The organism is Corynebacterium sp. MSK195 (genome assembly GCF_030228885.1).
GTDB lineage: Bacteria > Actinomycetota > Actinomycetes > Mycobacteriales > Mycobacteriaceae > Corynebacterium.
This window is the reverse complement of sequence record NZ_JASPGT010000013.1, coordinates 13,726-36,148: the sequence shown is the minus strand read 5'-3', so window position 1 is coordinate 36,148 and position 22,423 is coordinate 13,726. Positions and strand designations below refer to the sequence as shown.

At 62.5% G+C, this 22,423-nt stretch carries 23 protein-coding genes, 1 tRNA gene and 2 pseudogenes; 15 read left to right on the top strand and 11 right to left on the bottom strand.

Annotated elements, in window-relative coordinates; translation table 11 throughout:
• Positions 1–173: 173 nt before the first annotated feature.
• Together QP909_RS11930 and QP909_RS10585 are read right to left on the bottom strand one after the other, a co-directional pair.
• Positions 174–392, bottom strand: a pseudogene (locus QP909_RS11930) (IS110 family transposase); the annotation flags it as partial.
• Positions 316–636: an IS110 family transposase gene (locus QP909_RS10585; protein WP_284836124.1), complete on the bottom strand. Its 321-nt coding sequence runs from the start codon at positions 634–636 to the stop codon at positions 316–318. The gene QP909_RS10585 and the pseudogene QP909_RS11930, both read right to left, overlap by 77 nt.
• A 553-nt stretch (positions 637–1,189) precedes the next feature.
• On the opposite strand from QP909_RS10585, the gene QP909_RS10580 reads away from it, so the two are divergent.
• From QP909_RS10580 to QP909_RS10550, 7 genes are all read left to right on the top strand, one after another.
• Positions 1,190–1,861, top strand: a complete 672-nt coding sequence (locus QP909_RS10580) for a hypothetical protein (RefSeq protein WP_284767207.1) — start codon at positions 1,190–1,192, stop codon at positions 1,859–1,861.
• Positions 1,858–2,901, top strand: a complete 1,044-nt coding sequence (locus tag QP909_RS10575; RefSeq protein ID WP_086589202.1) for an ABC transporter ATP-binding protein — start codon at positions 1,858–1,860, stop codon at positions 2,899–2,901. Before QP909_RS10580 ends, QP909_RS10575 begins: the two co-directional genes overlap by 4 nt.
• Complete coding sequence (locus QP909_RS10570; RefSeq protein WP_005325973.1) at positions 2,898–3,650, top strand: ABC transporter permease; 753 nt, start codon at positions 2,898–2,900, stop codon at positions 3,648–3,650. The genes QP909_RS10575 and QP909_RS10570 overlap by 4 nt, the downstream gene beginning before the upstream one ends.
• Positions 3,647–4,384, top strand: a complete 738-nt coding sequence (locus QP909_RS10565) for an ABC transporter permease (RefSeq protein WP_005325972.1) — start codon at positions 3,647–3,649, stop codon at positions 4,382–4,384. The genes QP909_RS10570 and QP909_RS10565 overlap by 4 nt, the downstream gene beginning before the upstream one ends.
• A 73-nt stretch (positions 4,385–4,457) precedes the next feature.
• Complete coding sequence (locus tag QP909_RS10560) at positions 4,458–5,141, top strand: class I SAM-dependent methyltransferase (RefSeq protein WP_034668635.1); 684 nt, start codon at positions 4,458–4,460, stop codon at positions 5,139–5,141.
• Complete coding sequence (locus QP909_RS10555) at positions 5,138–6,916, top strand: ABC transporter ATP-binding protein (RefSeq protein ID WP_238801895.1); 1,779 nt, start codon at positions 5,138–5,140, stop codon at positions 6,914–6,916. Before QP909_RS10560 ends, QP909_RS10555 begins: the two co-directional genes overlap by 4 nt.
• Positions 6,913–8,646, top strand: coding sequence for an ABC transporter ATP-binding protein (locus tag QP909_RS10550; RefSeq protein ID WP_284767205.1), 1,734 nt, complete (start codon positions 6,913–6,915; stop codon positions 8,644–8,646). The genes QP909_RS10555 and QP909_RS10550 overlap by 4 nt, the downstream gene beginning before the upstream one ends.
• Positions 8,647–8,842: 196 nt before the next feature.
• Here the strand turns inward: QP909_RS10550 and QP909_RS10545 are convergent, their stop codons facing one another.
• Positions 8,843–9,406 (bottom strand): esterase/lipase family protein, encoded by a 564-nt coding sequence (locus tag QP909_RS10545; RefSeq protein WP_284767204.1) that lies wholly within the window; start codon positions 9,404–9,406, stop codon positions 8,843–8,845.
• 315 nt (positions 9,407–9,721) lie between these two features.
• Positions 9,722–10,927, bottom strand: a pseudogene (locus QP909_RS10540) (IS110 family RNA-guided transposase).
• A 296-nt stretch (positions 10,928–11,223) separates the two neighbouring features.
• On the opposite strand from QP909_RS10540, the gene QP909_RS10535 reads away from it, so the two are divergent.
• Together QP909_RS10535 and QP909_RS10530 are read left to right on the top strand one after the other, a co-directional pair.
• Positions 11,224–11,652, top strand: coding sequence for an MmcQ/YjbR family DNA-binding protein (locus QP909_RS10535; RefSeq protein WP_150851362.1), 429 nt, complete (start codon positions 11,224–11,226; stop codon positions 11,650–11,652).
• A 66-nt stretch (positions 11,653–11,718) separates the two neighbouring features.
• Positions 11,719–12,204 (top strand): MarR family winged helix-turn-helix transcriptional regulator, encoded by a 486-nt coding sequence (locus tag QP909_RS10530; protein WP_005326234.1) that lies wholly within the window; start codon positions 11,719–11,721, stop codon positions 12,202–12,204.
• 18 nt (positions 12,205–12,222) lie between these two features.
• Here QP909_RS10530 and QP909_RS10525 read toward each other — a convergent pair whose 3' ends face one another.
• Both QP909_RS10525 and QP909_RS10520 read right to left on the bottom strand, forming a co-directional pair.
• Positions 12,223–12,771: a DNA-3-methyladenine glycosylase gene (locus QP909_RS10525; protein ID WP_005326236.1), complete on the bottom strand. Its 549-nt coding sequence runs from the start codon at positions 12,769–12,771 to the stop codon at positions 12,223–12,225.
• On the bottom strand, positions 12,771–13,634 hold the full coding sequence (locus QP909_RS10520) for a polysaccharide deacetylase family protein (protein ID WP_284767203.1): 864 nt from the start codon (positions 13,632–13,634) through the stop codon (positions 12,771–12,773). The genes QP909_RS10525 and QP909_RS10520 overlap by 1 nt, the downstream gene beginning before the upstream one ends.
• A gap of 157 nt (positions 13,635–13,791) precedes the next feature.
• On the opposite strand from QP909_RS10520, the gene QP909_RS10515 reads away from it, so the two are divergent.
• Positions 13,792–13,864: transfer RNA gene (locus QP909_RS10515), tRNA-Ala, on the top strand.
• Between the two features lie 248 nt (positions 13,865–14,112).
• Complete coding sequence (locus QP909_RS10510) at positions 14,113–14,361, top strand: hypothetical protein (RefSeq protein ID WP_284767202.1); 249 nt, start codon at positions 14,113–14,115, stop codon at positions 14,359–14,361.
• On the opposite strand, the gene QP909_RS10505 is transcribed toward QP909_RS10510, so the two are convergent.
• The 3 genes from QP909_RS10505 to QP909_RS10495 all read right to left on the bottom strand — a co-directional run bounded on the left by QP909_RS10505 (position 14,358) and on the right by QP909_RS10495 (position 16,005).
• Positions 14,358–14,828 (bottom strand): GNAT family N-acetyltransferase, encoded by a 471-nt coding sequence (locus tag QP909_RS10505; protein WP_284767201.1) that lies wholly within the window; start codon positions 14,826–14,828, stop codon positions 14,358–14,360. The genes QP909_RS10510 and QP909_RS10505 overlap by 4 nt on opposite strands.
• A gap of 99 nt (positions 14,829–14,927) precedes the next feature.
• The gene (locus QP909_RS10500) at positions 14,928–15,131 is read right to left on the bottom strand and encodes a hypothetical protein (RefSeq protein ID WP_005326240.1); all 204 of its coding nucleotides are present in this window, start codon (positions 15,129–15,131) and stop codon (positions 14,928–14,930) included.
• Positions 15,132–15,264: 133 nt separating this feature from the next.
• Positions 15,265–16,005: a hypothetical protein gene (locus QP909_RS10495; RefSeq protein ID WP_284767200.1), complete on the bottom strand. Its 741-nt coding sequence runs from the start codon at positions 16,003–16,005 to the stop codon at positions 15,265–15,267.
• Positions 16,006–16,288: 283 nt separating this feature from the next.
• Between QP909_RS10495 and QP909_RS10490 the strand changes: the two genes are divergently transcribed.
• The gene (locus QP909_RS10490; protein ID WP_284767199.1) at positions 16,289–17,221 is read left to right on the top strand and encodes a methylenetetrahydrofolate reductase; all 933 of its coding nucleotides are present in this window, start codon (positions 16,289–16,291) and stop codon (positions 17,219–17,221) included.
• A complete protein-coding gene (gene metE, locus QP909_RS10485) occupies positions 17,208–19,478 on the top strand; it encodes a 5-methyltetrahydropteroyltriglutamate--homocysteine S-methyltransferase (RefSeq protein ID WP_284767198.1) in 2,271 nt (756 codons plus the stop codon). Before QP909_RS10490 ends, metE begins: the two co-directional genes overlap by 14 nt.
• Before the next feature lie 49 nt (positions 19,479–19,527).
• Here the strand turns inward: metE and QP909_RS10480 are convergent, their stop codons facing one another.
• Together QP909_RS10480 and QP909_RS10475 are read right to left on the bottom strand one after the other, a co-directional pair.
• A complete protein-coding gene (locus tag QP909_RS10480) occupies positions 19,528–20,166 on the bottom strand; it encodes a DedA family protein (protein ID WP_284767197.1) in 639 nt (212 codons plus the stop codon).
• A gap of 192 nt (positions 20,167–20,358) precedes the next feature.
• Entirely contained in the window at positions 20,359–21,006 is a 648-nt protein-coding gene (locus QP909_RS10475; protein ID WP_284767196.1) for an HAD family hydrolase, read from the bottom strand.
• Between the two features lie 69 nt (positions 21,007–21,075).
• Between QP909_RS10475 and QP909_RS10470 the strand changes: the two genes are divergently transcribed.
• Both QP909_RS10470 and QP909_RS10465 read left to right on the top strand, forming a co-directional pair.
• A complete protein-coding gene (locus tag QP909_RS10470) occupies positions 21,076–21,606 on the top strand; it encodes a peptidylprolyl isomerase (RefSeq protein WP_005326254.1) in 531 nt (176 codons plus the stop codon).
• 110 nt (positions 21,607–21,716) lie between these two features.
• Positions 21,717–22,370 carry a rhomboid family intramembrane serine protease gene (locus tag QP909_RS10465; RefSeq protein ID WP_284767195.1) on the top strand — a complete coding sequence of 218 codons (654 nt, stop codon included), beginning with the start codon at positions 21,717–21,719 and terminating at the stop codon, positions 22,368–22,370.
• Positions 22,371–22,423 lie beyond the last annotated feature (53 nt).

Here is a 22,423-nt window from a genome sequence, read left to right as displayed (position 1 = left end):
GAGGCGCTTAATTCAGCTACACTGACCCAAGCAGCATAGCTAACCCCCGACGTGTCTACTTTCCGGGGGCCAGGCCCAAGGGTTTCTGCTTCGTCTCGTAGATGTTGTTTTGGGTACCTTGAGGAGCCGGTTGGGCTTGCTGTGCAATCGGCTTGGATGGGGGTCTGTTGGCTTTAGGCTGCTGCAGCCTCCTGAGCTGTAGAGATGTCTCGGTAGTGCTCGCCGTTTCGCATCATGGAGAAGAGAGCGTTGAGGCGTCGGCGTGCGAGTGCGACGACTGCGGTGTTGTGTCTTTTGCCTTCTTTGCGTTTTCGTTCATAGAATTGCCGGGAACGCTCGTGGAATCTGATCGATGCAAAAGACGATTGCCATAGGGCGTTCTTTAATTTTTGTTGAGCGATCGTCTGCCCCCATGTGTTGGGCGACTGCGACGGTTAATCGGCTGATGTTGTTGGGCTGATCGACAATGACAAGGACTGAGGTGTTGTCGGCGAGGAATTGGCCGAAGAGCTTGCGGAGCGAGCCTTTATGCTGATTGATGCGTTTGGACAGGACTTGCCTGCCTTGGGGATCGAGGACGCAGGCGTGGTGGAAGTATTTGCCGACGTCTACGCCAATGACGAAGTCATAGGCCATGGGTGTGTTCCTCCTAGCGATGAATTAGAAGTTGGACTATTTGAGCTTCATCGCTGGGGGTGGTCGGACATACTTAGTACTGGCATCTACATTACTGTGAGACCTCATACCACCTGGGCTGGGTCAGGTTCCTATTGAGCTGTTTGAGTATGTCACTGTCTTCGGCGGCATCACCCCCGGATCATTTTCAGACAGGGGCGGGAATAAGCCATACCGAAGCCAGCGACTAGTTCTACTGTCCTTTCAGACGGAGGGAACGGAAATAAACATAACCCGCCCAATCGGGTGGACAGACTATGAATCTTCGGTGCCCTGAGGTGGAACTGCTAACAACGAAATGGGGGGGAGCGGGGGCAAAGTCAATAATTCGAGTCTGGCATAAGTAGATAAGGAGTGCCTAACCTAATACTGTTTCAAGTTATGTTCCCGATCGGGAATCGGCAACGGAAGCGAGGCGGCGACGATGAACAGAAAACGTGGATCGACCAGAGAACCCCTCTCCGGAGGGGGAGTCGGGGACGCGGGCCCGGACGGGACGGGCGACGGCGACGCCGTGGCATCGCAGACGGACGATGGGCGGTTGGTACACGTCGCACCGGTCGCAGCGGGTGGCCGACCATCCACCCGCGATATGCTCGGCGGCGCCATCGTCGAAGTGCGGCGCAACCCGGTGTCGTCGCAAAGCGGAATCGGCTACGAATGCCCGGACATCGACGTCGTACGCGAGGTGTGCCCCTCGATCCTCGGATATTCCTACCACGTCGCCTTCGATGCTCTCCCCGATGAGTCGGTGGAGAAGATCCGCACGTCGAGACTGTACGCGATGCCCGTCGTCTCCGGTCTGCTCGCCCGTCTCGGGGCGGCCGTGACGTCGCGGAAGGCGCGGGCGAAGGGCACTCCGCAACCCGCCGAGCTGGTCGTCGCACTGTCCTCCGCCGGCGCGGGCGATGCGGGGTCGGCGGCCGAGACAACCGTCGTCCGGGCGACTGGCCCGGGTTCCTACAAAATGACCGCGGCCATTGCCGCCGCCACCGTTGCGTCGGTCACGGGGAAGCCGGTCGCGCCGGGGTGCCGGGATCTCGTCGGCCACCCCCGGCTCCTCGAACCGGTCCTCGCCTTCGCCCGCGATGCGGGCATCCATATCGAAACGCCGCATGACAACCTGACCACGGGGCCACTGCCGGCAGCGGCCCACTGCGACACCAAAGAAAAGGAGAAACGATGACGGATCAAGCTGAACGGGGTGCGGCGATCGTCGTCCGCGACCTCACGAAGAGCTACCCGATTGCGGGCAAAGCCGGCACCGCGCCCGAAGGCGGGGCAGGTGCTCCGCCGGACGGCGGGCGTAAGGGAAAGCGCGGCGCCCGGATGCGCAAGCATGTGCTCGACGGCGTGAGTTTCACCGTGCCCGCCGGGTCGATCGTGTCGTTCCTCGGCCACAACGGCGCAGGCAAGACCACCCTCATCCGAATCCTGTCGACGCTCATCACCGCAGACTCCGGCGAGGTGAGCATCTTCTCGCGCGATGTGAAAGAGGATCCGGCGGGCGTGCGCGCCGACATTGCCACCACCGGCCAATTCGCGGCGATCGACGAGAACCTCACCGGCCGGGAGAACCTGGAGTTCTTCGGGCGTCTGCGCGGACTCGACCGCGCCGACGCGGCCGCCCGCGCGACGGAACTGCTCGCGCAATTCTCGCTCGCGGACAGTGCCTCGACGTTGGCGTCGGCCTATTCGGGTGGTATGCGGCGCCGCCTCGACATCGCCGCGTCGCTGTGCGTCGTGCCCAGGTTGCTGTTCCTCGACGAACCCACGACGGGGCTGGACCCGGTCAGCCGCGAAGAGTTGTGGGGCTTCATCCGGCAACTGCGGGACGACGGAATGACCCTGGTGCTGACCACCCAGTACCTGGAAGAGGCGGAGGCGCTGGCAGACCACGTCCATCTGCTCAAGGACCGCCGCATCGTCGCCAGCGGAACGCCGGAGGAATTGCGTCGCGACTTCGGGTCGCACGTGCTCCGCGTGTCCTTCGCCACCGCCGCCGGGGCGGAGGCATTCGCCCGCTGCCTAAGGGGAGCGTGTCTGGACCGCGCCCGCGTCGCGGGGAAGATGGTGTCCCTCGACGTCGACCCCGGACCGCAGGTCCTCGAGGCGGTGGCGCGGGCGATGGAGGCCTCGGAAGCGTTGCCGGATTCGCTGAGCGTGTCGCCGCCCACCCTTAACGAGGTGTTCATATCGATGAACGCGGGGGGTGCGGCGCGATGAGTGCGACGTCGGTCGCGGCGTTCCTCCGTCGGGATCTGCTGCTGTTGCGACGCAACACCGCGTCGCTGATCTCCATGTTCGTTGTTCCTCCCCTCTTCCTGCTGTGCCTGTACGCGGTGTTTGGGTACTCAGCAGGGCAATCCGGCTTCGGGTACCTGCGTTTCGTGCTCGGCGGCTGCCTGTTCCAGGCGGCGATGTTCACCGCCGCGGCGTCGGCGATGGCGGTGGGACAGGACGTCGAATCCGGGCTCGTCGACCGTGTGCGCGTGTTGCCCGGGGCCACGGGCGGCTATGTCGCCGGCAGGCTCGCCACCGATGTGCTGCGGATGTCCGCGTCGATCGCGGCGCTGCTGATCGTCGCGTGGGCCTGTGGCCTCGACATGGCTCTCGGTGACGTCGCGTGGACAGTCCTGTGGTCACTGCTCGCTGCCGCGGTCCTGTCCCTGGTCACGGACGGGGTGATCCTGATGGTGCCCGCTCCGGTGTCGACGGCCTCATCGATCCAGGCGCTGGAAATGCTGCTGCTCATGTTCTCCACCGCGTTCATTCCGACGACCGCTGTGGACGGCTCCCTGCGCGACATCGTGCGCCACATGCCTTTTTCGCCGGTGATCGAGGTGATCAGGGCGGCGTCCCCGGGCGCCTTCCCGAATCACGCCGGGGAAGAGGCCGCCCTGTGGCTCGGTGTCGCGACGGTCGTCGGAATCGTCCTGTTCATCCGCCTGTTCACCTCGAGGAGCGAATCATGATCGACGCCATTTTCGTGCATCTGCGGCGCATCGTCCACACTTGGCTGCGGCGCCCTGACTTCTGGTTCATGACGTTCATTGCTCCGCTCGTGTACCTGTTCATCGTCAACCGCATGTTCGGTAGCCTGGTCAGGCAGCTCACCGGAGAGTTCGAACTCCGGAACGCGGTCATCCTTGTCGTAACGGCGTGGGCGTTCATCTTGGCCATCACGGGATCGTCCACCGTGTTCGTTGAACGCAGCAATGGCCTCCACGAGCGGTTGATCACAATGCCGGCACCGTACGCGGCCGTGCCGACCGCACGGATAATCGCCGAGTTCATCCGGATCATGGCGATGACGATCGTCGTCGCGGCGGTGGCCGCCTTGCTTTCCGACGGCCCCCTGGAGGTGTCCTGGTGGTGGAGGATCACGGTGACCGGCGCGATGGTTGCCGCGGCGGCCGCATGCACCGGCACGTACATCGCGTTCTCCATCACCAGCCCCCAGGGATCCGTGGCCCTTATCCCGTTGATAATCGTTGCGATGTTCGTCAACACGGTGCTCATGCCCGCCGACCACTTCCGTCCCCTCCTGCGCGGAATCGCCGGGCACACCCCCGTATCCGCGGCCGGCGAGGCCGTCAACGGTACCGGGGCTGCGGGTCTGGTGGTCTGCGCGGCCTGGTTCTTTGGTATCGCCGTGCTCGCGGCGTGGGGCATCGCCGTGAAAACGAGGCCGGGGGAGTCTGCATGACGGCCCGCGAATCCGAGCATCTAACCCGAAACCGCCGCGTGGACGCGGCCCACACACCCGGAGACAGAACCAGATGAAGTCGATCGCCCAGATCGTCCAGAACAACCGCAGGCTCCTCGCGGCCTACGAGGACAAGGTCCAGCCGAGGTTCCTAAGCCGCTATGCGCGCGAACCGATGGACGCCGCCGCCGTGTACCGGAAGCTCCGTGCGCTGGATCCCGGGCCGGATGCGCCGGCCCGGGTCCTCGACCTCGGTTGCGGAACCGGGTGGCTCGCCCGCACGCTCGCCGCTGAGTCTCGCTATCGCAGGGCGAACATCGTCGGCTACGACCTGTCGCCCAATGCGATCCGCATCGCCCGCGAACGCGCCGCCGCCGACGGGCTCGGGGCCCGGACGGAATTCCACGTTGCCGACATCCTCACGCCGCTCGCGGGAGAGCCCGGCGGGGCCTGTGAAATCTGGGTGTGTGGCGCGCTCCACCAAATGAAGGATGCGGGAGCCGCGCTCGGCAGGGTCTCCGGGCTGCTCGCCGACGGCGGCATCGCTTACGTGCAGACGTTCGTCGAGGATCCCGACGTGAACGAGCGGGTCGACATGGCCGTCATGGCGAAGATGGGCCACCGGGTGTTCCGGGGCAGCGAGCTCGAGGACCTCGCCGAAGCCAACGGGCTGAAGCTGGACGGAGCCTCACGCGCCGGCATGGTGTATTTCTGCACTCTCGCGAAGAAAAGCGCGATCGGGGAGGCGGGGAAGTGAGCGCCGTGGACGGGACCGTCGGCCCGTGGTCGCTGCTCGCCCCGATCCGGACCCGGATGCGTGCGGTGGTCGCGTTGTCCGTCCTGTCGTCGGTGGCTACCGTCGCTTCGCTGGTCGGCATCATCGACATCGCGATGACGTACCCGGAGGCCCCGGTGCATCGGACGTGGTTGGCCGTGGTTGTCATCGTCGTCGCCGCGACGGTGCGAATGGCTGCGGACGGCGCCGCCGGCATGCTCTCGCACCGGGCGGATAACGACCTGCAGCTCCACCTCCGGCGCCGGTTGGTTGCCCATATCCGGAAGCTGCCGCTGGGTTGGCTGGACGCCCGGCGCTCGTCGGGGATCATCGGGTCGGTTGAGAAGGACGTCGCGGCTGTCCACCAGCTCATGGGCCACACCGTCGGCGAGACCGTGGTGGCGGTGCTGGTTCCCCTGCTTTCCCTCATCGCGCTCGTCGCGGTCGATTGGCGGATCGCGGCGGTGGCGGTCGTCCCGGTGCTGGTCACCTTCGCCCTGATGGGCGTGATGATTTCGCGCGGAGCCGGTCTTCAGCGCGACTACGAGCGAGCCTCTGAAAAAGTGACGGCTGCGGTCATCGAGTTGGTGCGCGGCATCCCGGTGATGAAGTCCTTCGGACGCGCCAGCCAGGGCGCGGGCCGCTACGATGCCGCGGCGTCGTCGTTCGTCCGCGCGTGGTCCGCCTGGTCCCGGCAGTCGAACATCTATCTCGGGCTCATCGACGTGGTGACGTCCCCGATCACGGTCCTCGCAGTGGTGTGCGGCGCCGGCCTCGCTTTGAGGGACACCGCGGGCGGCAAACCGGAGGGTCTCGTCGCCGGGCTGGTTCTCGGCCTTGGACTCTCCGCGGCGATCGTGAGGGTGGCTATGAACTCCGAACCCATCATCGCGGGGATCGCCGCCCTGAAGTCCATCGCGGAGGTGCTGGGCACGCCGCCGATCACCGAGTCCGCCGAGCCGGTGCCCGTGCACGGAGGCGCGCTCGAGGTCCGGAACCTGGTCTTCTCCTACGGGGATGGGCCGCGGGTCCTCGACGGGATGTCCGCGACGTTCGAATCGGGGGCCCTCACGGCGCTGGTGGGACCCTCCGGTTCCGGAAAGTCCACCGTCGCCCGGCTGTTGGCGCGTTTCCACGACCCTGTCGAAGGCTCGGTGCTGCTGGGCGGCGACGATCTTCGCGACATCGCCGTGCGCGACGTGCACCGTTCGGTGTCGGTGGTGTTCCAGGATCCGCAGTTGCTCACGCTGCCCTTGCGGGAGAACATCCGGCTGGCCAGGAGAGACGCCACCGACGGCGAAATCATGGCGGCCGCGAAGCTCGCGAACCTCGATACGGTCATCGCGGCGCTGCCGAAGGGCCTGGATTCGGTGGTCAACGTCGACGTAACCTTTTCCGGTGGTGAGGCGCAGCGCGTGGCCATCGCGAGGTCGATTGTCACGGACGCGCCGGTGCTCATCTTCGACGAGGCAACCGCTTACGCGGATCCGGCTTCCGAGGCCCTCATTCAGTCCGCAATCGAGCGTTTGGCTCGTTCGCGGACGGTGATCGTGATTGCGCACAGATTGAGCACGATCCGCAACGCTGACCGCATCCTCGTTCTCGATGGGGGAGCGGTCGCGGAGGCGGGCACCCACGACGAGTTGCTTGCGCGCGGTGGCCGCTACCGGGATCTGTGGCGCGCGTTCGCCCTCGACGACGAACCATCCGCCCCGCGGGGCACTGAAGCAGACGATGAAAAGGCAGGGAACCGATGATCCGGGACTTGTGGTCGATGACGGATCGGCACTCGAAGATGACGCTGGCGTGGCTCATTGCGTTGGCCGCGCTTGCCGCGCTGGCACAGGGAGCGGCGTTCGTCGCGCTGCTGCCGCTGCTGTCGGCTCTGGCCGAGGGAGATGATGCGACGGCGTGGCGTTTCACCGGCGTCATCGCCGGCCTCGCGGCCGCCCATGCGGTGCTGTCCCTCGCCGCGGGGACGGTCGGCAGGGCGAATTCCGCAGCGGTGCTGTCGTCCCTGCTGCGTTCCCTGGGCGAACGCGTGCTGACGTTGCCACTCGGGTACGTCACCAAGTCCACGGCCGGCCGCTTTTCGGAGATGGCGTCTTCGGGCATGGCGTTCGCGGCGTCCGTGCCGCACGTGATCCTGCGGCCCGTCATCGCCGCTGTGGTTACGCCGACCGTCATCGCTCTCGGAATTCTGGCGATGGATTGGCGCGTCGGGTTGGTTCTCGTCGCGTCGGCGCCGGTGCTCTTCTTCGCCTACCGGGCCATTGGCCGGGTCGGCGGGGAGTCGGACGAAGCGCATGCTGACGCCGTCGCTGCCGTCTCCGGCAGGCTGATCGAGTTCACCCGCGGCCAGCAGGTGATTCGCGCCGCGGGCGACGGTTCGGCGGCGGACGCGATGGTGGATGAGGCGATCCAGGCCCAACACGATGCGTTCGCGAAGGCGACGTCGACGCAAGGCGCGGCCATCGGACGGTTGGGCTCGGTCGTCCATGCGGTGTTCACGGCGGCGGTGGTCGTCGCCGTGGCGGTCGCCGCGACGGGCGGGATGTCACCGGCGCATTTGGCGCCGATGCTCATTGTGGTCGTCCAGTTCACCGGACCGATCACCACGGCGGGAGCGTTGTCCGGCGGTTTCGGCGCGGGCCGCAACACGTTGGCTGCGCTGCGTGAGCTGCGGGCGATCCCCGTCCTTCCCGAGCCTGCCGCACCGGAGCTGCCCGACGGGCATGACGTGGAGTTCCGCGGCGTGAGCTTCGGGTACGGGGAGAAGAAGGTCCTCGACGGCGTCAGCTTCCGTGCGCCTCAGGGAGCGCTGGTCGCCATAGTGGGACCTTCGGGGGCGGGCAAGACGACGGTCATGCGGCTGCTGTCGCGGTTTCATGATCCGGACTCGGGGGAGATCCTCATTGGCGGGGTGCCCTTGCCTCGGATCGGCACCGACGGCGTGAACTCGCTGGTGACCCCGGTGTTCCAGGAGACGTTCCTCTTCGACGCGTCCGTGCGGGACAACGTGGTCTTCGCCGACCCCGGATTCGGTTCCGGGCCCGGCGACGGAGACCGCTTGCGCGAGGCCGCCCGGCGATCCGGGGTGGACCGCATCGTGGAGCTGCTGCCTTCCGGGTGGGATAACCCGGTGGGGGAGGAGGGGACGCTGCTGTCGGGAGGCGAGCGGCAGCGCGTCGCCATCGCCCGGGCGCTTCTGAAGGATTCCCCGGTGGTGCTTTTCGACGAGCCGACGTCCTCGCTGGATGCGGCCACTGAGCGGGCGATTGTTGGCGCGATGGAAGCGTTGCGCGGCGATCGCACCGTGATCGTCGTCGCCCATCGCCTGCACACCGTCCGCGATGCCGACCTCATCGTCGTGCTTTCGGAGGACGGGACGGTCGCAGAACGGGGCACGCACGATGAATTGCTGGCGAAGGGCGGCCGCTACGCCGAGTCGTGGACGTGCCGGACGGGAGGCTCCCCGGGCGCCTGATCCTCTCGTCCGTCGAGGACCATCGCTCCGGTCCGGTACCGGTGCAGTGGTCCCGCCACGCCGTCCCGGTCAGCGGGTCCTCGACGATGCCCTGGGCGACAGGGTCGTAATTGAAGCCGTAGTGCTCGGTGCGGTGGGCGGGGCACACGTCTTGGACGGTGATGTTGGTGACGCCGGGTTCCCGCACGAAGGAGTTTTAGTGGGGGAGCACGGCATTGTCGTGCCGCGTGCCCAGGAAGGTGTACCGCACGCCCGGTCGAGTGATGTCGCCGATGGTCAGCTCATTCAGCAGCATGGAACCGGAGATCTGCTGTTCCCAGGCAAGCGCGTTCGTTTTGCCGGCGTTTCGGGAGTATCCGTGGCGCATCTCGGGGTGGACGTCAAAGCGATCGGCTGCGCTGTGCGCCCGGGGCCCGTGGTTCGAGGCACCGGTACCGATGAGCTGTTCGACGACCCGGTCCCCGCCCAGCTCCCGGATGTAGTGGTGGGGCAGGGGTCCGCTGCCCTGCGAATACCCGACGAGGTTGACCGCCGGGGCTCCGGTCGCGGCCAGCACCCGGTCGACGACGGAATCCAGTGTTTTCGAGCTGTGGCGGATGTCGCCGCTGAACACGGCCCATTCGACGGGGTGTCCATCGACGACGAGCGGGTTGTCGGTGAACGTGTAGGCGCACAGCCCGGCCCGGGCGAGGCGGGACGCGAGGCCCGCCCATTTCGCGTAGGAGTCCTCCCCGGTCCCGGGAATGAGGATGACGGGCAATTCACCGTCCCGGGGCGGCACCGGAAGTCGTTGGTGCCGGGGGGCACCAGACCGGGCTTGGCCATGGACAGGGCCCGGGCGGCCGCGGGTGAGGTTTGCCGGCGGCTGGGCCACCGGTCGGGAAACCGCCGTCCGACAGCGACGAGGGGATTCTCGTCACCTCGTCGGGGTGTTCCTATATAGGTTGTCAACTCCGTGGGTGGGCTTGTTGGTGGTGTGAAGGGTTTCTGCTTCGTCTCGTAGATGTTGTTTTGGGTACCTTGAGGAGCCGGTTGGGCTTGCTGTGCAATCGGCTTGGATGGGGGTCTGGTGGCTTTAGGCTGCTGCGGCCTTCTGGATTGTGGGGATGTCTCGGTAGTGCTCGCCTTTTCGCATCATGGCGAAGAGGACGTTGAGGCGTCGGCGTGCGAGTGCGACGACTGCGGCGTTGTGTCTTTTGTCTTCTTTGCGTTTTCGTTCATAGAATTGCCGGGAACGCTCGTGGAATCTGATCGATGCAAAAGACGATTGCCATAGGGCGTTCTTTAGTTTTTGTTGCCAGCGCGGTTGGGCGATTCGACATAATGGACGTTCCCGACTGAGTCGTCCGCAGTGATAGGCCTGCATAGGACGCTAGGTGCGCTGCATCGGGGAAGTCGGACATATCGCCAACAGTCATGAGGATCTGTGCTGCGCTACGTGGGCCGATGCCGGGCATGGATAAAAGAATCTCGGTTTGAGGAATGTCTTGAATGAGCTTGAGTACCTGTGCTTCTATTTCCTTGCGATGTGCTAGTTTGGCCAGTGCGTCTTTGGCGGACATTGCTACGCTAAGTTCGGGGTATTCTGCGCCGGCAATGGACACGGTCTGTGTGTGGATGGCAGCAAGCATGGCATGGATGACAGGCTCGGGATTGCGCGCTTTGTGACTGCGCGCAAAGGCTGCTAGGCGTGTTTTACCGATGCGTCGAATCTTGGTGGGGCCGCCGTATTTTGCAAGTAGGTGGAGGATCCATTTTCGGTGAATCATCTGTCCGTGCAGGACATGGTCGAAGGCAGGATTGGTTCCCACGAGCGCGGATCGCATCTGGTTAATTAGGCGTGTGTAGGCTCGGGCGAGGTCTTCGTCGATACCGTTGAGAACTTTTGGCTGGGTAAAGACTTCCTCAACGCGGTCGACGCTGCGCAGGGCGTCTGGAAGGTTAAGACCGGCATGGGCGATGACGTCGGCGTCGCGTACATCGGTCTTGGAGTTGCCGACGTGGATGCGAGAGAGCTGTCGCATCGCAAGCCCTGGTAGATAGCGATCGTCTGCCCTATGTGTTGGGCGACTGCGACGGTTAATCGGCCGATGTTGTTGGGTTGATCGACAATGACAAGGACCGAGGTGTTGTCGGCGAGGAATTGGCCGAAGAGCTTGCGTAGCGAGCCTTCATGCTGATTGATGCGTTTGGGCAGGACTTGTCTGCCTTGGGGATCGAGGACGCAGGCGTGGTGGAAGTATTTGCCGACGTCTACGCCAATGACGAAGTCATAGGCCATGGGTGTGTTCCTCCTAGCGATGAATTAGAAGTTGGACTATTTGAGCTTCATCGCTGGGGGTGGTCGGACATACTTAGTACTGGCATCTACATTACTGTGAGACCTCATACCACCTGGGCTGGGTCAGGTTCCTATTGAGCTGTTTGAGTATGTCACTGTCTTCGGCGGCATCACCCCCGGATCATTTTCAGACAGGGGCGGGAATAAGCCATACCGAAGCCCGCGACTAGTTCTACTGTCCTTTCAGACGGAGGGAACGGAAATAAACATAGCCAGCCCAATCGGGTGGACAGACTATGAATCTTCGGCGCCCTGAGGTGGAACTGCTAACAACGAAATGGGGGGCGATGTTGGACGGGAGCGGCATCTACAAGGTTGCGCGGCAGCGCGCCGAAGAGATGTTCGGCTCGCAGGTGCTGCATCCTTTTGGTCCCGACTGGGACGTATTCAAAGTACGCGGCAAAATTTTCTTGCTGTTGACAGCGGTGACCGGTCAACAGCAAATGATCATTAAGGCCGAGCCGGAGGACTGCCAAGCGCTACAGCAGCAGTATCCATTCATTGCGCCGGGCTACCACATGAATAAACGGCATTGGGTTTCCGTCTATCCACACGCAGAGCTGCACCAACAGCTGATAGAGGAGTTGGTCACGGATTCTTATCGTTTGGTGGTAGAGAAGCTGCCGAGAAGGCAGCGGCCGATCGAGCCGTCCTCTGGACACTAAGGCCTTTGCGTTTAGGACAGTGACGAGTCACTTTAGAATTAAAGCCAAGTTGATAGAATAAATCCCATGACCGAGCGCGATGACTACTGGCTGGATGATGAAGAACTCACATCATTTATGTCTCTAATGAGCGTAAATATTCGCTTAACCAATATTTTGGATGCTCAGCTGCGCGATGACGCAGGCTTGAGCTTTTTTGAATATACAGTGCTATCTCGGCTATCGGAGGCGGAAAGTCGCGAGATGCGTATGCGCGATTTGGCGATTACCGCCAATGGATCTTTGTCCCGCTTGAGCCAGGTCGTTACGCGCCTAGAAAAGCAGGGGTGGGTCGTGCGCCAGCCGTGCCCGACTGATGGCCGCACCACCATGGCAAAGCTCACGGATAGCGGCTGGGACAAAGTAGTAGAGACTGCGCCTGGACACGCTAAGCAGGCGAGGAGGTCCGTAATGGATAGCCTGACCCGTACGCAGATTCGCCAGATGCTGCAGATTAATCAGCGGATCATTAAGGCCATCGAGAATGATGAGCGCTACGGTGGGCGCTATTAGCTAGCGAAACGAGCAGGGCTATTTCTTGGGATAGCCGCGGCGGCCCGAGACGGTTTTATCGAAGGGGATCCAAAACCGGAGGGCCGCTTCCTGGTTTTTGGAGATACCGATACGCGGTCCGCACACCCATTCTGGTTCGGTGGTTCGCTCGACAAGCTGTATTGGTTGGTGGTTGTCTTCGAGCGTGAAGCCGAGGGCTTTGCCGAGGTTTCCCGGTCCGCGGGCGAGGTTATGAAAATCAGAGGTGCCACGGCGGGCGAAGGCGATGTCGGCACCCTCGATGATTTCACCGCCACGCAGCAGACAGCCCTGGCCAGTGCCTTCAGGGGCACAGACGATATTGACGTTGCGGTGGATGCCGTAAGAAATATAGACGTAGAACCTGCCCGGAGGACCGAACATGGCCGCATTACGCGGGGTTTTGCCATTGAAGGTGTGTGCCGCGGAGTCCTCGGCGCCTAGGTAAGCCTCGACCTCAGTGAGGCGGATGCTCACCCCGGCATGGGTGAGGGTGCAGCCGAGGAGTTGGGGAGCGACGGCGTCGGCAGTCAGGGCAAAATCAATCATTAACCACGAGCGTAGTAGCGCTTACCTGCCACGGGGGTGCGCAGGAGGCGATCCAGGCTCACAGGTTCGAGGCCCTTGGCGCGCAGGCCATCGATGACACAATCGGCGGCGTCCACGGTGGTGGGGTGGATATCATGCATCAAGACGATGGAGCCGGCGCGGGCACCCTGCACGGCCGAGGAACAGACGTGCTCAGAGTTGCGGTCTTTCCAATCCACGGTGTCGACGTCCCATAGCGCCTGGGAGACGCCCTTATCGCGGGTTACCTGATCCACGGTGGCGTTGGTAGCGCCGTAGGGCGGGCGTACCCAGCGCGTGCCCTGGCCGGTGGCCTTCTTAATAGCGGCGTTGCCGGCGTCGATTTCTTGGGATACCTGCTCAGGGGACAGCGTGTTGAGCTGGCGGTGGCTCTTGGTGTGGTTGCCGATGGTGTGGCCCTCGGCCTTCATGCGTTGGAGGAGCTCAGGGTGCTGCTCAGCACTGGGGGCGATCACCATGAAGCTTGCGTGCGCGTTCTTTGCTTTGAGCTTGTCCAGCAGGCGGTTGGTTTCGGCGCCGGGGCCGTCGTCGTAGGTGATAGCTACGCAGTTGGCACAGTCGACGCCACCATTATTGCGTGGCTTTGTTTTCTTCTCCTGGGCCGGGGTGGGTGCCTTCTGCTTAGGAGCCTTGTGCGGGAAAGCCTTGGAGGAGATGTCCTCGACCTGCGCGCGGGCGTCCTCGATGCGGTGGTTGATGTCATCTTGGATATTCGAGCTGGAGGACGCAGGCAGCTGTGGAATCTGCGGCAACTGTGCATTAGCGGCCGCCGGAACGGCAGCGGCAACGAGCACGGTGAGGGCGGAGGTGAGAATGCGACGCATGGTTTTCCTAAGGATGAGGGAAAGTGGACACGATGTGTCCATGACCCTAGCGCCTGCGTGTAACTGAAGTGATAGGACATGCCTACAGTGCCCAAAGTGATTTGAGTGGTTCAGGTTTGGAGTTACTTCGCCTGCGGTAGTAAAATATTCAGGCACTGGGGCATTAGCTCAATTGGTAGAGCATCTGCTTTGCAAGCAGAAGGTCAGGAGTTCGATTCTCCTATGCTCCACAGCATGAAGTCCGGCTTCCTTTTCGGAGGAGCCGGACTTTTTCTATGTGGCGGGGTTCAGGGGGTTGATTTAGCGATTTTCGTCCATACAAACCGTGGTTTTCGTCGACGGTTGCGCCGGTTTATATGGACGAAAATCGTGATCGGCGAAAGAAGAGGGCGGAAGTGTGCAAGGTCGCGGGGGAGAAACTTTCAGTACAGTGAATGGGGAATCATTACTGTCCCGCGATACCACCAGGAGACCAACCATGACCGCCAATGCTCGCTACAGCGATCCTTTTACCTCCGCAGACAAGGAAGTTGCGGCGCCGGAGGGCGCGGAATTTGTTGTGGTGCGCAAGCGCGGCGAGGCTGCGGTAGATGGCGAGGTTGTGAGCTTTCACAGCACCCGCGAAGAGGCTCGTGAGGCAGTTATGGCTGGCCTGACCGAAGAATTTAAGACGGCCGTGGATAACGAGCCGATTTACGTCACCCACGCTCGCCTGCGTTCGCTTTAGAAACGCTTGACCATCACAAAGTGATCCTTGTGGGTGCCCACGTGCTCGAAGCCGAGGTGTTCATAGAGACCCTTGGCGCGGGGATTATCGGGGTGGACGGCTAGCGAGATGCCGGGGGCGCGCAGGGTCTGGGCGAGGGAAATGGCGGCGTCGATAAGCGCGGTGGCAATGCCCTGGCCCTTATAGCGGGCCTCGACCGCGATCGCGAGCTCCGGAATGGCGGGCTCGACAAAGCCAAAGCCGTGATTGTCCTCCGTACCCCAGTTGAGCCACACGCCGCCCGCCGGGACGAGCTCCTGCCAGGCGATGAAACCGCCCTGGTTGGGATCCCAATTTTCCACGTAGAAGGCGAAATCATCGGCGAAGTCGGGGGAGAGCTCGCCGTGCTCGTCACCGAAAGTATCGGTAAGAAAGTTGAGGCGGGCGAGGTAGGTGCGGTCAGATTCCTGCGTTGCGCGAAGTTCCATAAGATCCACGATAGACGGCGGGGCAGCAGCGTGGGGTGGGCATGCGAAAATCCCCTCCGCACAGGTTGGTGACCTGCGGGGAAGGGATTGTGCTAACGCTTAGGCTAGGTGGTAATTGCGGACGTCGTGACCGTTGAATTCGCGCTCGATGCCGGCCTCATCCACGGAGTGGAAGGTGGTTCCGTTATCGATGGCGAAGCGCAGGTTATCCACGCGAGAGGAAGGGTCTTTGGACACCGCACCTGCCGGGAAGTAGTACGTTGAGCCGTCTTTGAGCTTGACGGTGAGGGACTCAAAGCTCATTGTTCATCTCCTTGTAGAAAGATCCCTAATGTGGGAATTCAATCAAGAGATTTTTGTTTAGGCAAAGCAATGAGATCTAGACAACGCCACGCATACCCCCACGGCGGGGTGGTAAGCGTATTTATTCCTCGGTTTACAAGCGGTGCTTGCCCTCGTTTTGGTGGTCATCGGTAACGCGGGTGGTATCGGCCGGCTGAGCTGCTTCTTCCTCGCGGTGCTTGGCCAGCTGCTCATCGATGGAACCGAGGAGCTCCTCATCGCGTACGGCACCTTCTTCAACGAGGTCAGACTGGGTGTCATTCTCGCTGGTGGAGGTGTAGACCAAGGTGGACTCCGGAGCGGTATGGGAATCGGACTGGAAATCATCCACGCGCGGCGGGGTCTGGGACGGCTTGTCGTTGGAGCGCAGCCAGTAATAGGCGGCACCGGCCGCAGCGGACAGCAGGGCGATGATGCCGGCGAAGATCCAACCCTTAGAAGACTTCTTATTCTTCTTCTGCTTCTTGGCTACCTTGGCGGACTTCTTCTTGAGGTTCTTCTGGGCCTTCTGAGAATCCTTCTTTGCCTGCTTGCGGGCCTTCTTAGCCTTCTTGGTGGCCTCTTCCTTGGCGTCGTTCAGGCGCTCGGTGGCGTCTTCGCGGTAGTCGTTGAACTCCGCCAGGGCGCGCTCGAGGCGGGAGTGTGCGGCGCGGGTAACGGCGCCTGCTTGGCGGCGCGGCTCGGCGAAGGTGCTGTTATCGCGCTCGTCCATCTTCTGTGCGGCCTCTTCCAGGGCGGTGTAGGCCTCGCGGGACTTTTCTTCGCGGTAGTTATTGAACTGGCTCCACAGGTTCGATGCGGTCTTAAAGGCCACGTTTAGCGTGGTGGGGTTCATGGGGTGGAACACTCCTTAACTCAGATTTATCAATTCGCTTTCACCCAGCATAGTGACGTGGTGGTTGGTGTACCACCGTTGGCGTCGTGGCGTGCAGGGGGAACGCGCTAGAAATAGACCGCTTGGTTCAGAATTAACGATTATTATTCACCCGATTTTTCGCCAACCTCGCAGTTTGCAGGCTTGCAAAGGTATTACCATTGCAGAATCGCTACCGCGCAAACTGAACAGCTTGGTACGTTTTTTCTCAACACACCAACGACGACCAGCAAAGGAGGTGACCATGAGCCCGCGACTTTCGGCTTCTGCGCCCTTGGACTATGAAAGTGAAGAGGAAGCACATGCGCCCGAGCGCCTTGCCCTTTCCTTTGAGGTGATCCCGCCGCGCCACGATGCCGATGCCGCCAAAATCGACCGCTTACTAGAAGTCCTGGAAAGCTATCACCCTGATTACATCGCGGTGACCAGTTCCCAGCGCTCCGGTTGGTTGGAGGGAACCGCGGCCTTCATTGAGAAGATCTCGCAGAACACCTCTATGCGCCCCCTGGCGCACCTGGCCTGCACGGCCGGGACGCGCGACGAGCTCATCGGGTGGATTAATCGCTTGGTGGATGCCGGCGTGCGCGGCCTGCTGGCCCTGCGCGGCGATCTCCCCGAAGGGGGCATGCCAGAGCATTACCTGCAACATGCCGATGAGCTGGTCCGCCTCATCCGCCAGCTGGAAAGCCACCAGGCTGCCCGCTTTGCCGCCGGCCGCCTCGCGGTGAGCGTGGCGTGCTACCCCAGCGGCCATGCCGAATCCAAGAACGAAGACGAAGACTTCGACGTCTTGCTTAATAAGCAGCGCCTCGGCGCGGACTTTGCCATCACCCAGCTTTTCTTCGACGCGGAGGACTTTCTCCGCTTCGCCCAAAGGGCGAAATTGGCCGGGGTGAAGATCCCCCTCATTCCGGGGATTATGCCCATGACCAGCCTGCGCCGGTTGGAGCGAATGGGGCAGCTGTCCGGGCTGACCGTACCCGAGAGGGTGCGCAACCAGCTCGCGGCAGCGACAACCCCAGAAGAGGAATACGAAATCGGCATGGAGCTTACCGCCCAATTGGCCCGCACCATCGTGGCCGGCGGCGCGGACGGCCTCCATATCTATACCCACAACAACCCGGACATTACGCAAGACCTGTTATCTCGAATCGGAGTAGACAATGACGAACACTAATTTCCCCAAGGCGACGATTGAGGGCTACCCTCGCGTCGGCGCTAACCGCGAACTCAAGCGTGCGCTGGAATCCTACTGGGCCGGCCGCATCGATGCGGAAACCTTCGAGTCCGCTGCACATTCCCTGCGCTTGGATACCTATAACCGCCTGCGCGACCTGGGCCTTACTGAGGACTACGCCATTCCTGCCGACGTCGCCTACTACGACCAGGTGCTCGAGACCGCACTGACCGTTGGCGCCGTGGCCGGCGAGACCCTGGATGATGAGTTCACCTTGGCCCGCGGCAATAAGGACACCGCGCCGCTGGAAATGACCAAGTGGTTCGACACCAACTACCACTACATCGTCCCGGAAATCGTCGATGACCAGGACTTCAAGGCGCACCCGCAGCGCGTTATCAAGCTGGTAGAAGAGGCCCGCGCGGCAGGCCATACCGTGCGCCCATACCTCGTCGGCCCGGTTACCCTGCTGGCCCTGTCTAAGCAGGCAGAGGGTGCTACCAAGTCTCCGCTCGACCGCCTGGATGATGCCGTCAAGGCATACCAGGAGGTACTGGCCGAGCTGGATAAGTCCGGCGTGAAGTGGGTACAGCTGGCCGAGCCTGCCCTGGTAGCGGACCTGACCATTGCCAATGATGAGGAACTGGCCGCCCATACCAAGCGCGCCTATGAGGCCATTTTGGGCGCGGACAACCGCCCGCAGGTATACCTCACCACTCCGTACGGTTCTGCCCGCAAGGGACTCGACGTTCTGGCGGAGCTCAAGCCAGAGGCTGTCCAGGTGGACCTTTCCGTAGGCACCCTGGCACTCGATGAGGGCTACCTCGAGCGCGTGAAGAATTTGAAGTCCCACGTGGTTGCTGGCCTTATCGACGGCCGCAATGTCTGGGCCGCCAACCTGCGCGACCTGCGTTCCAAGTACGAGGACCTGGAGGGTAGCCTCGATTCCCTTTCCGTATCGACCTCCGTTTCCCTGCAGCACGTGCCGCACACCGTGGAGGCGGAAACCAAGCTGCCGGCCGACGTCGCCACTTGGTTCTCCTTCGCCAACGAGAAGGTCAAGGAAGTCGTCGCCCTCTCTCAGGGTCCGCTAGAGGCACCGGAGGCATATAGCATCAGCGACCGCGCAGTGCGCACCCGTGCCGAATCCGAGCGCATCCACAACGCGGCGGTGAAGACGCGCATCGAAAAGCTGCCGGCCGGCGAGGTTAAGCGCGAGCCTGCCTTTGCTGAGCGCAACGAGGCGCAGAAGGAACTCGGCCTGCCGCAGCTGCCAACCACCACCATCGGCTCCTTTCCCCAGACCAAGGAGATCCGCCAGGCGCGTGCGGCGCACCGCAAAGGCGAGCTTTCCGACGCCGACTACAACGCCGCCCTCAAGGACGAAGTCAAGTCCGTCATTGAGCTGCAGGAGCGCCTCGGTCTCGACGTCCTCGTCCACGGGGAGCCGGAGCGCAATGACATGGTTCAGTACTTTGCTGAGCTGCTCGATGGCTTTGTCACCACCGAAAACGGCTGGGTCCAGTCTTATGGCTCCCGCTGCACCCGTCCGCCAATCGTTGTTGGTGACATCTCCCGCCCGGCTGCGATGACCACCGAGTGGTCCAAGTTCGCGCAGTCGCTCTCGGAGCACCACGTCAAGGGCATGCTCACCGGCCCGGTGACCATTCTGGCCTGGTCCTTCGTGCGAGATGACGTACACCAGTCCGTCTCCGCGGACCAGCTCGGCGTCGCGCTGGCGGATGAGGTGCATGACCTGGAAGAGGCCGGCATTGACATCATCCAGATCGACGAGCCCGCCCTGCGCGAGCTGTTGCCGCTGCGCGAGGAAGACCGCAAGGCCTACCTGGACTGGGCCGTGCGTTCCTTCCGCTTGGTAGCGCTCGAGGCCAAGCCGACCACCCAGATCCACACCCACCTGTGCTACTCCGAGTTCGGCCAGATCATCGATGCCGTTGCCGGCTTGGATGCCGATGTCACCTCCATCGAGGCGGCCCGCTCCCGCATGGAGCTGCTGGAGGATATCGACGAGACCTTCCACTCCGAGATCGGCCCGGGCATCTACGATATTCATTCCCCGCGCGTGCCTTCCGTAGCGGAGATGGCGGAGCTCATCCGCGCCGCGCTCAAGCACGTGCCGGTCGAGCGCCTGTGGGTTAACCCGGACTGCGGCCTGAAGACCCGCGGCTACGAGGAGACCGAGGCCTCCCTGCGCAATATGGTGCTGGCTCGCGATGAGGTACGCGATTCGCTCTAAATCCTCCCTAATCGCACCGCAATCCCGGCCGGGTAAAGAATAAAAGTTCTTACGTGGCTGGGATTTCGTGCTTTTCCTTGCGGCGCTTGTTGATCCAGCTGATGATCATCGGCAGGACGGAAATTGCCACGATGATCAGCATGATGATGTCGATGGAGTGGGCAATCCCGGGGATGCCGCCCAGCAGGACACCGACGAGCAGCATGGAACCTACCCAGCCCACGCCGCCGAGGATATTCCAGCGCAGGAACGAGGAGTAGCCCATTTCTGCGGTACCCGCGGCGAAAGGGACGAAGGTGCGCACAATCGGCACGAAGCGTCCCAGTACTAGGGCTACCGGGCCGTGGCGCTGGAAGAAGTCCTCCGCGCTATCGAGGTGTTCGGTGCGCAGGACGCGGGCATCGTCCTTGAAAAGCTTGCGGCCAAAGCGGCGGCCCAAGTAGAAGCCCACCTGGTCGCCGGCAAAGGCGGCCACCGCGGCCACGACAAAGAGCAGCCAGGCGTTGATGTCGAGCTCGTGGCGCAGGATGGCCGCGGTTACTAGCAATGAATCACCCGGCAGGAATGGGAAAAGCACGCCGGACTCGATGAAGATGACGACGGCGACGCCGAGCAGGATATAAGGTCCGAAACTCTGGAGCAGCGAGCCCGCGTCCATGAGGTTGTGGAGGGAGGACAAGAAATCCATGTGCGGATCCTTTCTTAGTAGCTCTTTTAGTATCCTCCGCAAACTGCAAAGTGGCTGCGAATCCGCTGGGTGTCCGAATGGAACCGGTATGTTTCTTTTCTCGTTCTACCCTTTGGGTTAAAAACATCACTAGCGAGAAAGATCCGCAAACTGGGTGCGCAAGCCTCGGCGCCAGCGTAGTCAGCTGGCTATCTAGGAAAGGACCTCTTTCAACGCGCTAAGCGAACTCAGATCCCCATTCCCCGCACGGTCGAGGTGGAGCGCGTGCAGCCCCGCCGAGCGCGCGCCCCGCACATCGTTGGTGAGGGAATCGCCCACCATGAGCGTGTCTGCGGGAGCCGTACCCAGCTGATCGCAGGCGGCAAGGTAGGCCGCGCGCTGTGGTTTGGGGCAGCCGAGGTCGACGGTGGGGATGAGGTGGACGTCGGCAAGCGCAAGGCCTGTCGCCTCCAGCTTGGCCTGCTGCATCTCGCGCTCGCCATTGGTGAGCACGCCCACCTGAAAGCCGGACTCGAGGGCCCAGGTGAGAGTGGGCAGGGCGTCGGCAAAAGCGCGCCATTGCTGCTGGTAGGCGGAAAGATAGCCGTCATAAGCGGCCAGCGCCTCGGCATCGCTCATCTCCCGGCCGAGGAATTCGCGGCAGCGCGCCGCCCGCTGACCCTGGTGGGTGACCTCGCCGCGCTCGTAGGCGCTGAACCAGGTGCGCTCGATGGCCGCAAAGCGCGCATGCTGGCCCTCGGGCAGGCCGAGTTCGCGGCACCACTGATCCACTGCGTCCCGGGCCGCGCCGGTGTGGTCGAGCAAGGTGTCATCCAGATCAAAAAGTAGCGCGCGAATCATGCCTTCAGGCTAGCGCGATCGCTGACAGCGTTATGTCATGCGCGGCAGGCGCGCGTTAAATTCTTTACAATGGCTGGCATGACTCAGAAGACCGCAACTGCAACGATGCATACCAACTACGGTGACATTGTTATCGATCTCTTCGGTAACCACGCACCGGTAACCGTTGAAAACTTCATCGGCCTGGCCAAGGGCGAGAAGGACTACTCCACCCAGAACGCAAAGGGCGAGCAGTCCGGCCCGTTCTATGACGGCGCAATCTTCCACCGCATCATCGATAACTTCATGATCCAGGGCGGCGACCCTACCGGCACCGGCCGCGGTGGCCCGGGCTACCAGTTCCAGGACGAGTTCCACCCGGAGCTGCAGTTCGACCGCCCATTCCTGCTGGCCATGGCCAATGCTGGCCCAGGCACCAACGGCTCCCAGTTCTTCATCACCGTGGCGCCGACCCCGCACCTGAACAACCACCACACCATCTTTGGTGAGGTTACCGATGCTGCCTCCCAGGAGGTTGTGTCCAAGATCGCCAAGGTTGATACCGACCGCATGGACCGTCCGCACGAGGACGTTGTTATCGAGTCCATCGATATCGCGTAATCGCCTTTTCCCTCGGGCCCGTCACCGCATTATCCATGCGGCGGCGGGCTCGTTGCAGTTTTACCTCGAGCCACCCACCACTAGACCCCGCCTCAAGGACTGACAACTTCATGACCATGGTGAGAAACTATGTCCGCACTACCCCGGCGACCGCGCTCATCGCGGCCGTCTGCATCATTGCCTGGCTTATTACCGCGGTGCAGGCGCGGACGCTGGGCGCTACCTTCTATGATTCCGACCTCGCGGTGGACTGGGGCCTGTGGGGCCCGCAATACCCGATTGCGCCGCAGACCGCCCTGTCCTCCGCGTTTATGCACCTGGACGCGGGCCACTTGGCGGTGAACATGATCATGCTCCTTCTCATAGGCAAGGAGGTGGAGCGGGCTCTTGGCACCGGGTTGTACCTCGCCGCCTACCTCATTTCTTGCCTCGGCGCGTCCGCCATGATCCTGACATTCGATTTTGAGACCCCCACCGTCGGCGCTTCGGGCGCGCTCTTCGCGCTCATGGCCATGCTGGTGGGTTCTTACCGCCAGCGCGGGCTCGATCTCCGTGCGCCCATCGCGCTCGTTCTGGCGAATGTGGCCTATACCTTTCTCGCCGATGGCGTATCCCTGTGGGGACACCTTGGCGGGTTGTGCACAGGCATCGTGTTGAGCCTCTTCCTCTATCGAAAAAGCTCCAGCCTCCGCTGGGGCGGCGTTGCTGCGGTGGCCGCGGTAGTCCTCGCACTATTAGCCCAACAAGCTGGGGTTTGGGGATAACTGTGGAATTTGATCACCGGAAAGCGTGTGCGAAAAAATTCCACAATGGTTAT

What these genes read in the sequence shown, in the direction of transcription:
- QP909_RS10520 (WP_284767203.1), bottom strand. Translation starts at nt 13,634, where the DNA reads ATGCGTCGCATTCTCACCTCCGCCCTCACCGTGCTCGTTGCCGCTGCC.
- QP909_RS10585 (WP_284836124.1), bottom strand. Translation starts at nt 636, where the DNA reads ATGGCCTATGACTTCGTCATTGGCGTAGACGTCGGCAAATACTTCCAC.
- QP909_RS10570 (WP_005325973.1), top strand. Translation starts at nt 2,898, where the DNA reads ATGAGTGCGACGTCGGTCGCGGCGTTCCTCCGTCGGGATCTGCTGCTG.
- QP909_RS10470 (WP_005326254.1), top strand. Translation starts at nt 21,076, where the DNA reads ATGGCTGGCATGACTCAGAAGACCGCAACTGCAACGATGCATACCAAC.
- QP909_RS10575 (WP_086589202.1), top strand. Translation starts at nt 1,858, where the DNA reads ATGACGGATCAAGCTGAACGGGGTGCGGCGATCGTCGTCCGCGACCTC.
- metE (WP_284767198.1), top strand. Translation starts at nt 17,208, where the DNA reads ATGACGAACACTAATTTCCCCAAGGCGACGATTGAGGGCTACCCTCGC.
- QP909_RS10560 (WP_034668635.1), top strand. Translation starts at nt 4,458, where the DNA reads ATGAAGTCGATCGCCCAGATCGTCCAGAACAACCGCAGGCTCCTCGCG.
- QP909_RS10500 (WP_005326240.1), bottom strand. Translation starts at nt 15,131, where the DNA reads ATGAGCTTTGAGTCCCTCACCGTCAAGCTCAAAGACGGCTCAACGTAC.
- QP909_RS10505 (WP_284767201.1), bottom strand. Translation starts at nt 14,828, where the DNA reads ATGGAACTTCGCGCAACGCAGGAATCTGACCGCACCTACCTCGCCCGC.
- QP909_RS10480 (WP_284767197.1), bottom strand. Translation starts at nt 20,166, where the DNA reads ATGGATTTCTTGTCCTCCCTCCACAACCTCATGGACGCGGGCTCGCTG.
- QP909_RS10550 (WP_284767205.1), top strand. Translation starts at nt 6,913, where the DNA reads ATGATCCGGGACTTGTGGTCGATGACGGATCGGCACTCGAAGATGACG.
- QP909_RS10495 (WP_284767200.1), bottom strand. Translation starts at nt 16,005, where the DNA reads ATGAACCCCACCACGCTAAACGTGGCCTTTAAGACCGCATCGAACCTG.
- QP909_RS10475 (WP_284767196.1), bottom strand. Translation starts at nt 21,006, where the DNA reads ATGATTCGCGCGCTACTTTTTGATCTGGATGACACCTTGCTCGACCAC.
- QP909_RS10530 (WP_005326234.1), top strand. Translation starts at nt 11,719, where the DNA reads ATGACCGAGCGCGATGACTACTGGCTGGATGATGAAGAACTCACATCA.
- QP909_RS10465 (WP_284767195.1), top strand. Translation starts at nt 21,717, where the DNA reads ATGACCATGGTGAGAAACTATGTCCGCACTACCCCGGCGACCGCGCTC.
- QP909_RS10490 (WP_284767199.1), top strand. Translation starts at nt 16,289, where the DNA reads ATGAGCCCGCGACTTTCGGCTTCTGCGCCCTTGGACTATGAAAGTGAA.
- QP909_RS10510 (WP_284767202.1), top strand. Translation starts at nt 14,113, where the DNA reads ATGACCGCCAATGCTCGCTACAGCGATCCTTTTACCTCCGCAGACAAG.
- QP909_RS10565 (WP_005325972.1), top strand. Translation starts at nt 3,647, where the DNA reads ATGATCGACGCCATTTTCGTGCATCTGCGGCGCATCGTCCACACTTGG.
- QP909_RS10525 (WP_005326236.1), bottom strand. Translation starts at nt 12,771, where the DNA reads ATGATTGATTTTGCCCTGACTGCCGACGCCGTCGCTCCCCAACTCCTC.
- QP909_RS10535 (WP_150851362.1), top strand. Translation starts at nt 11,224, where the DNA reads ATGAATCTTCGGCGCCCTGAGGTGGAACTGCTAACAACGAAATGGGGG.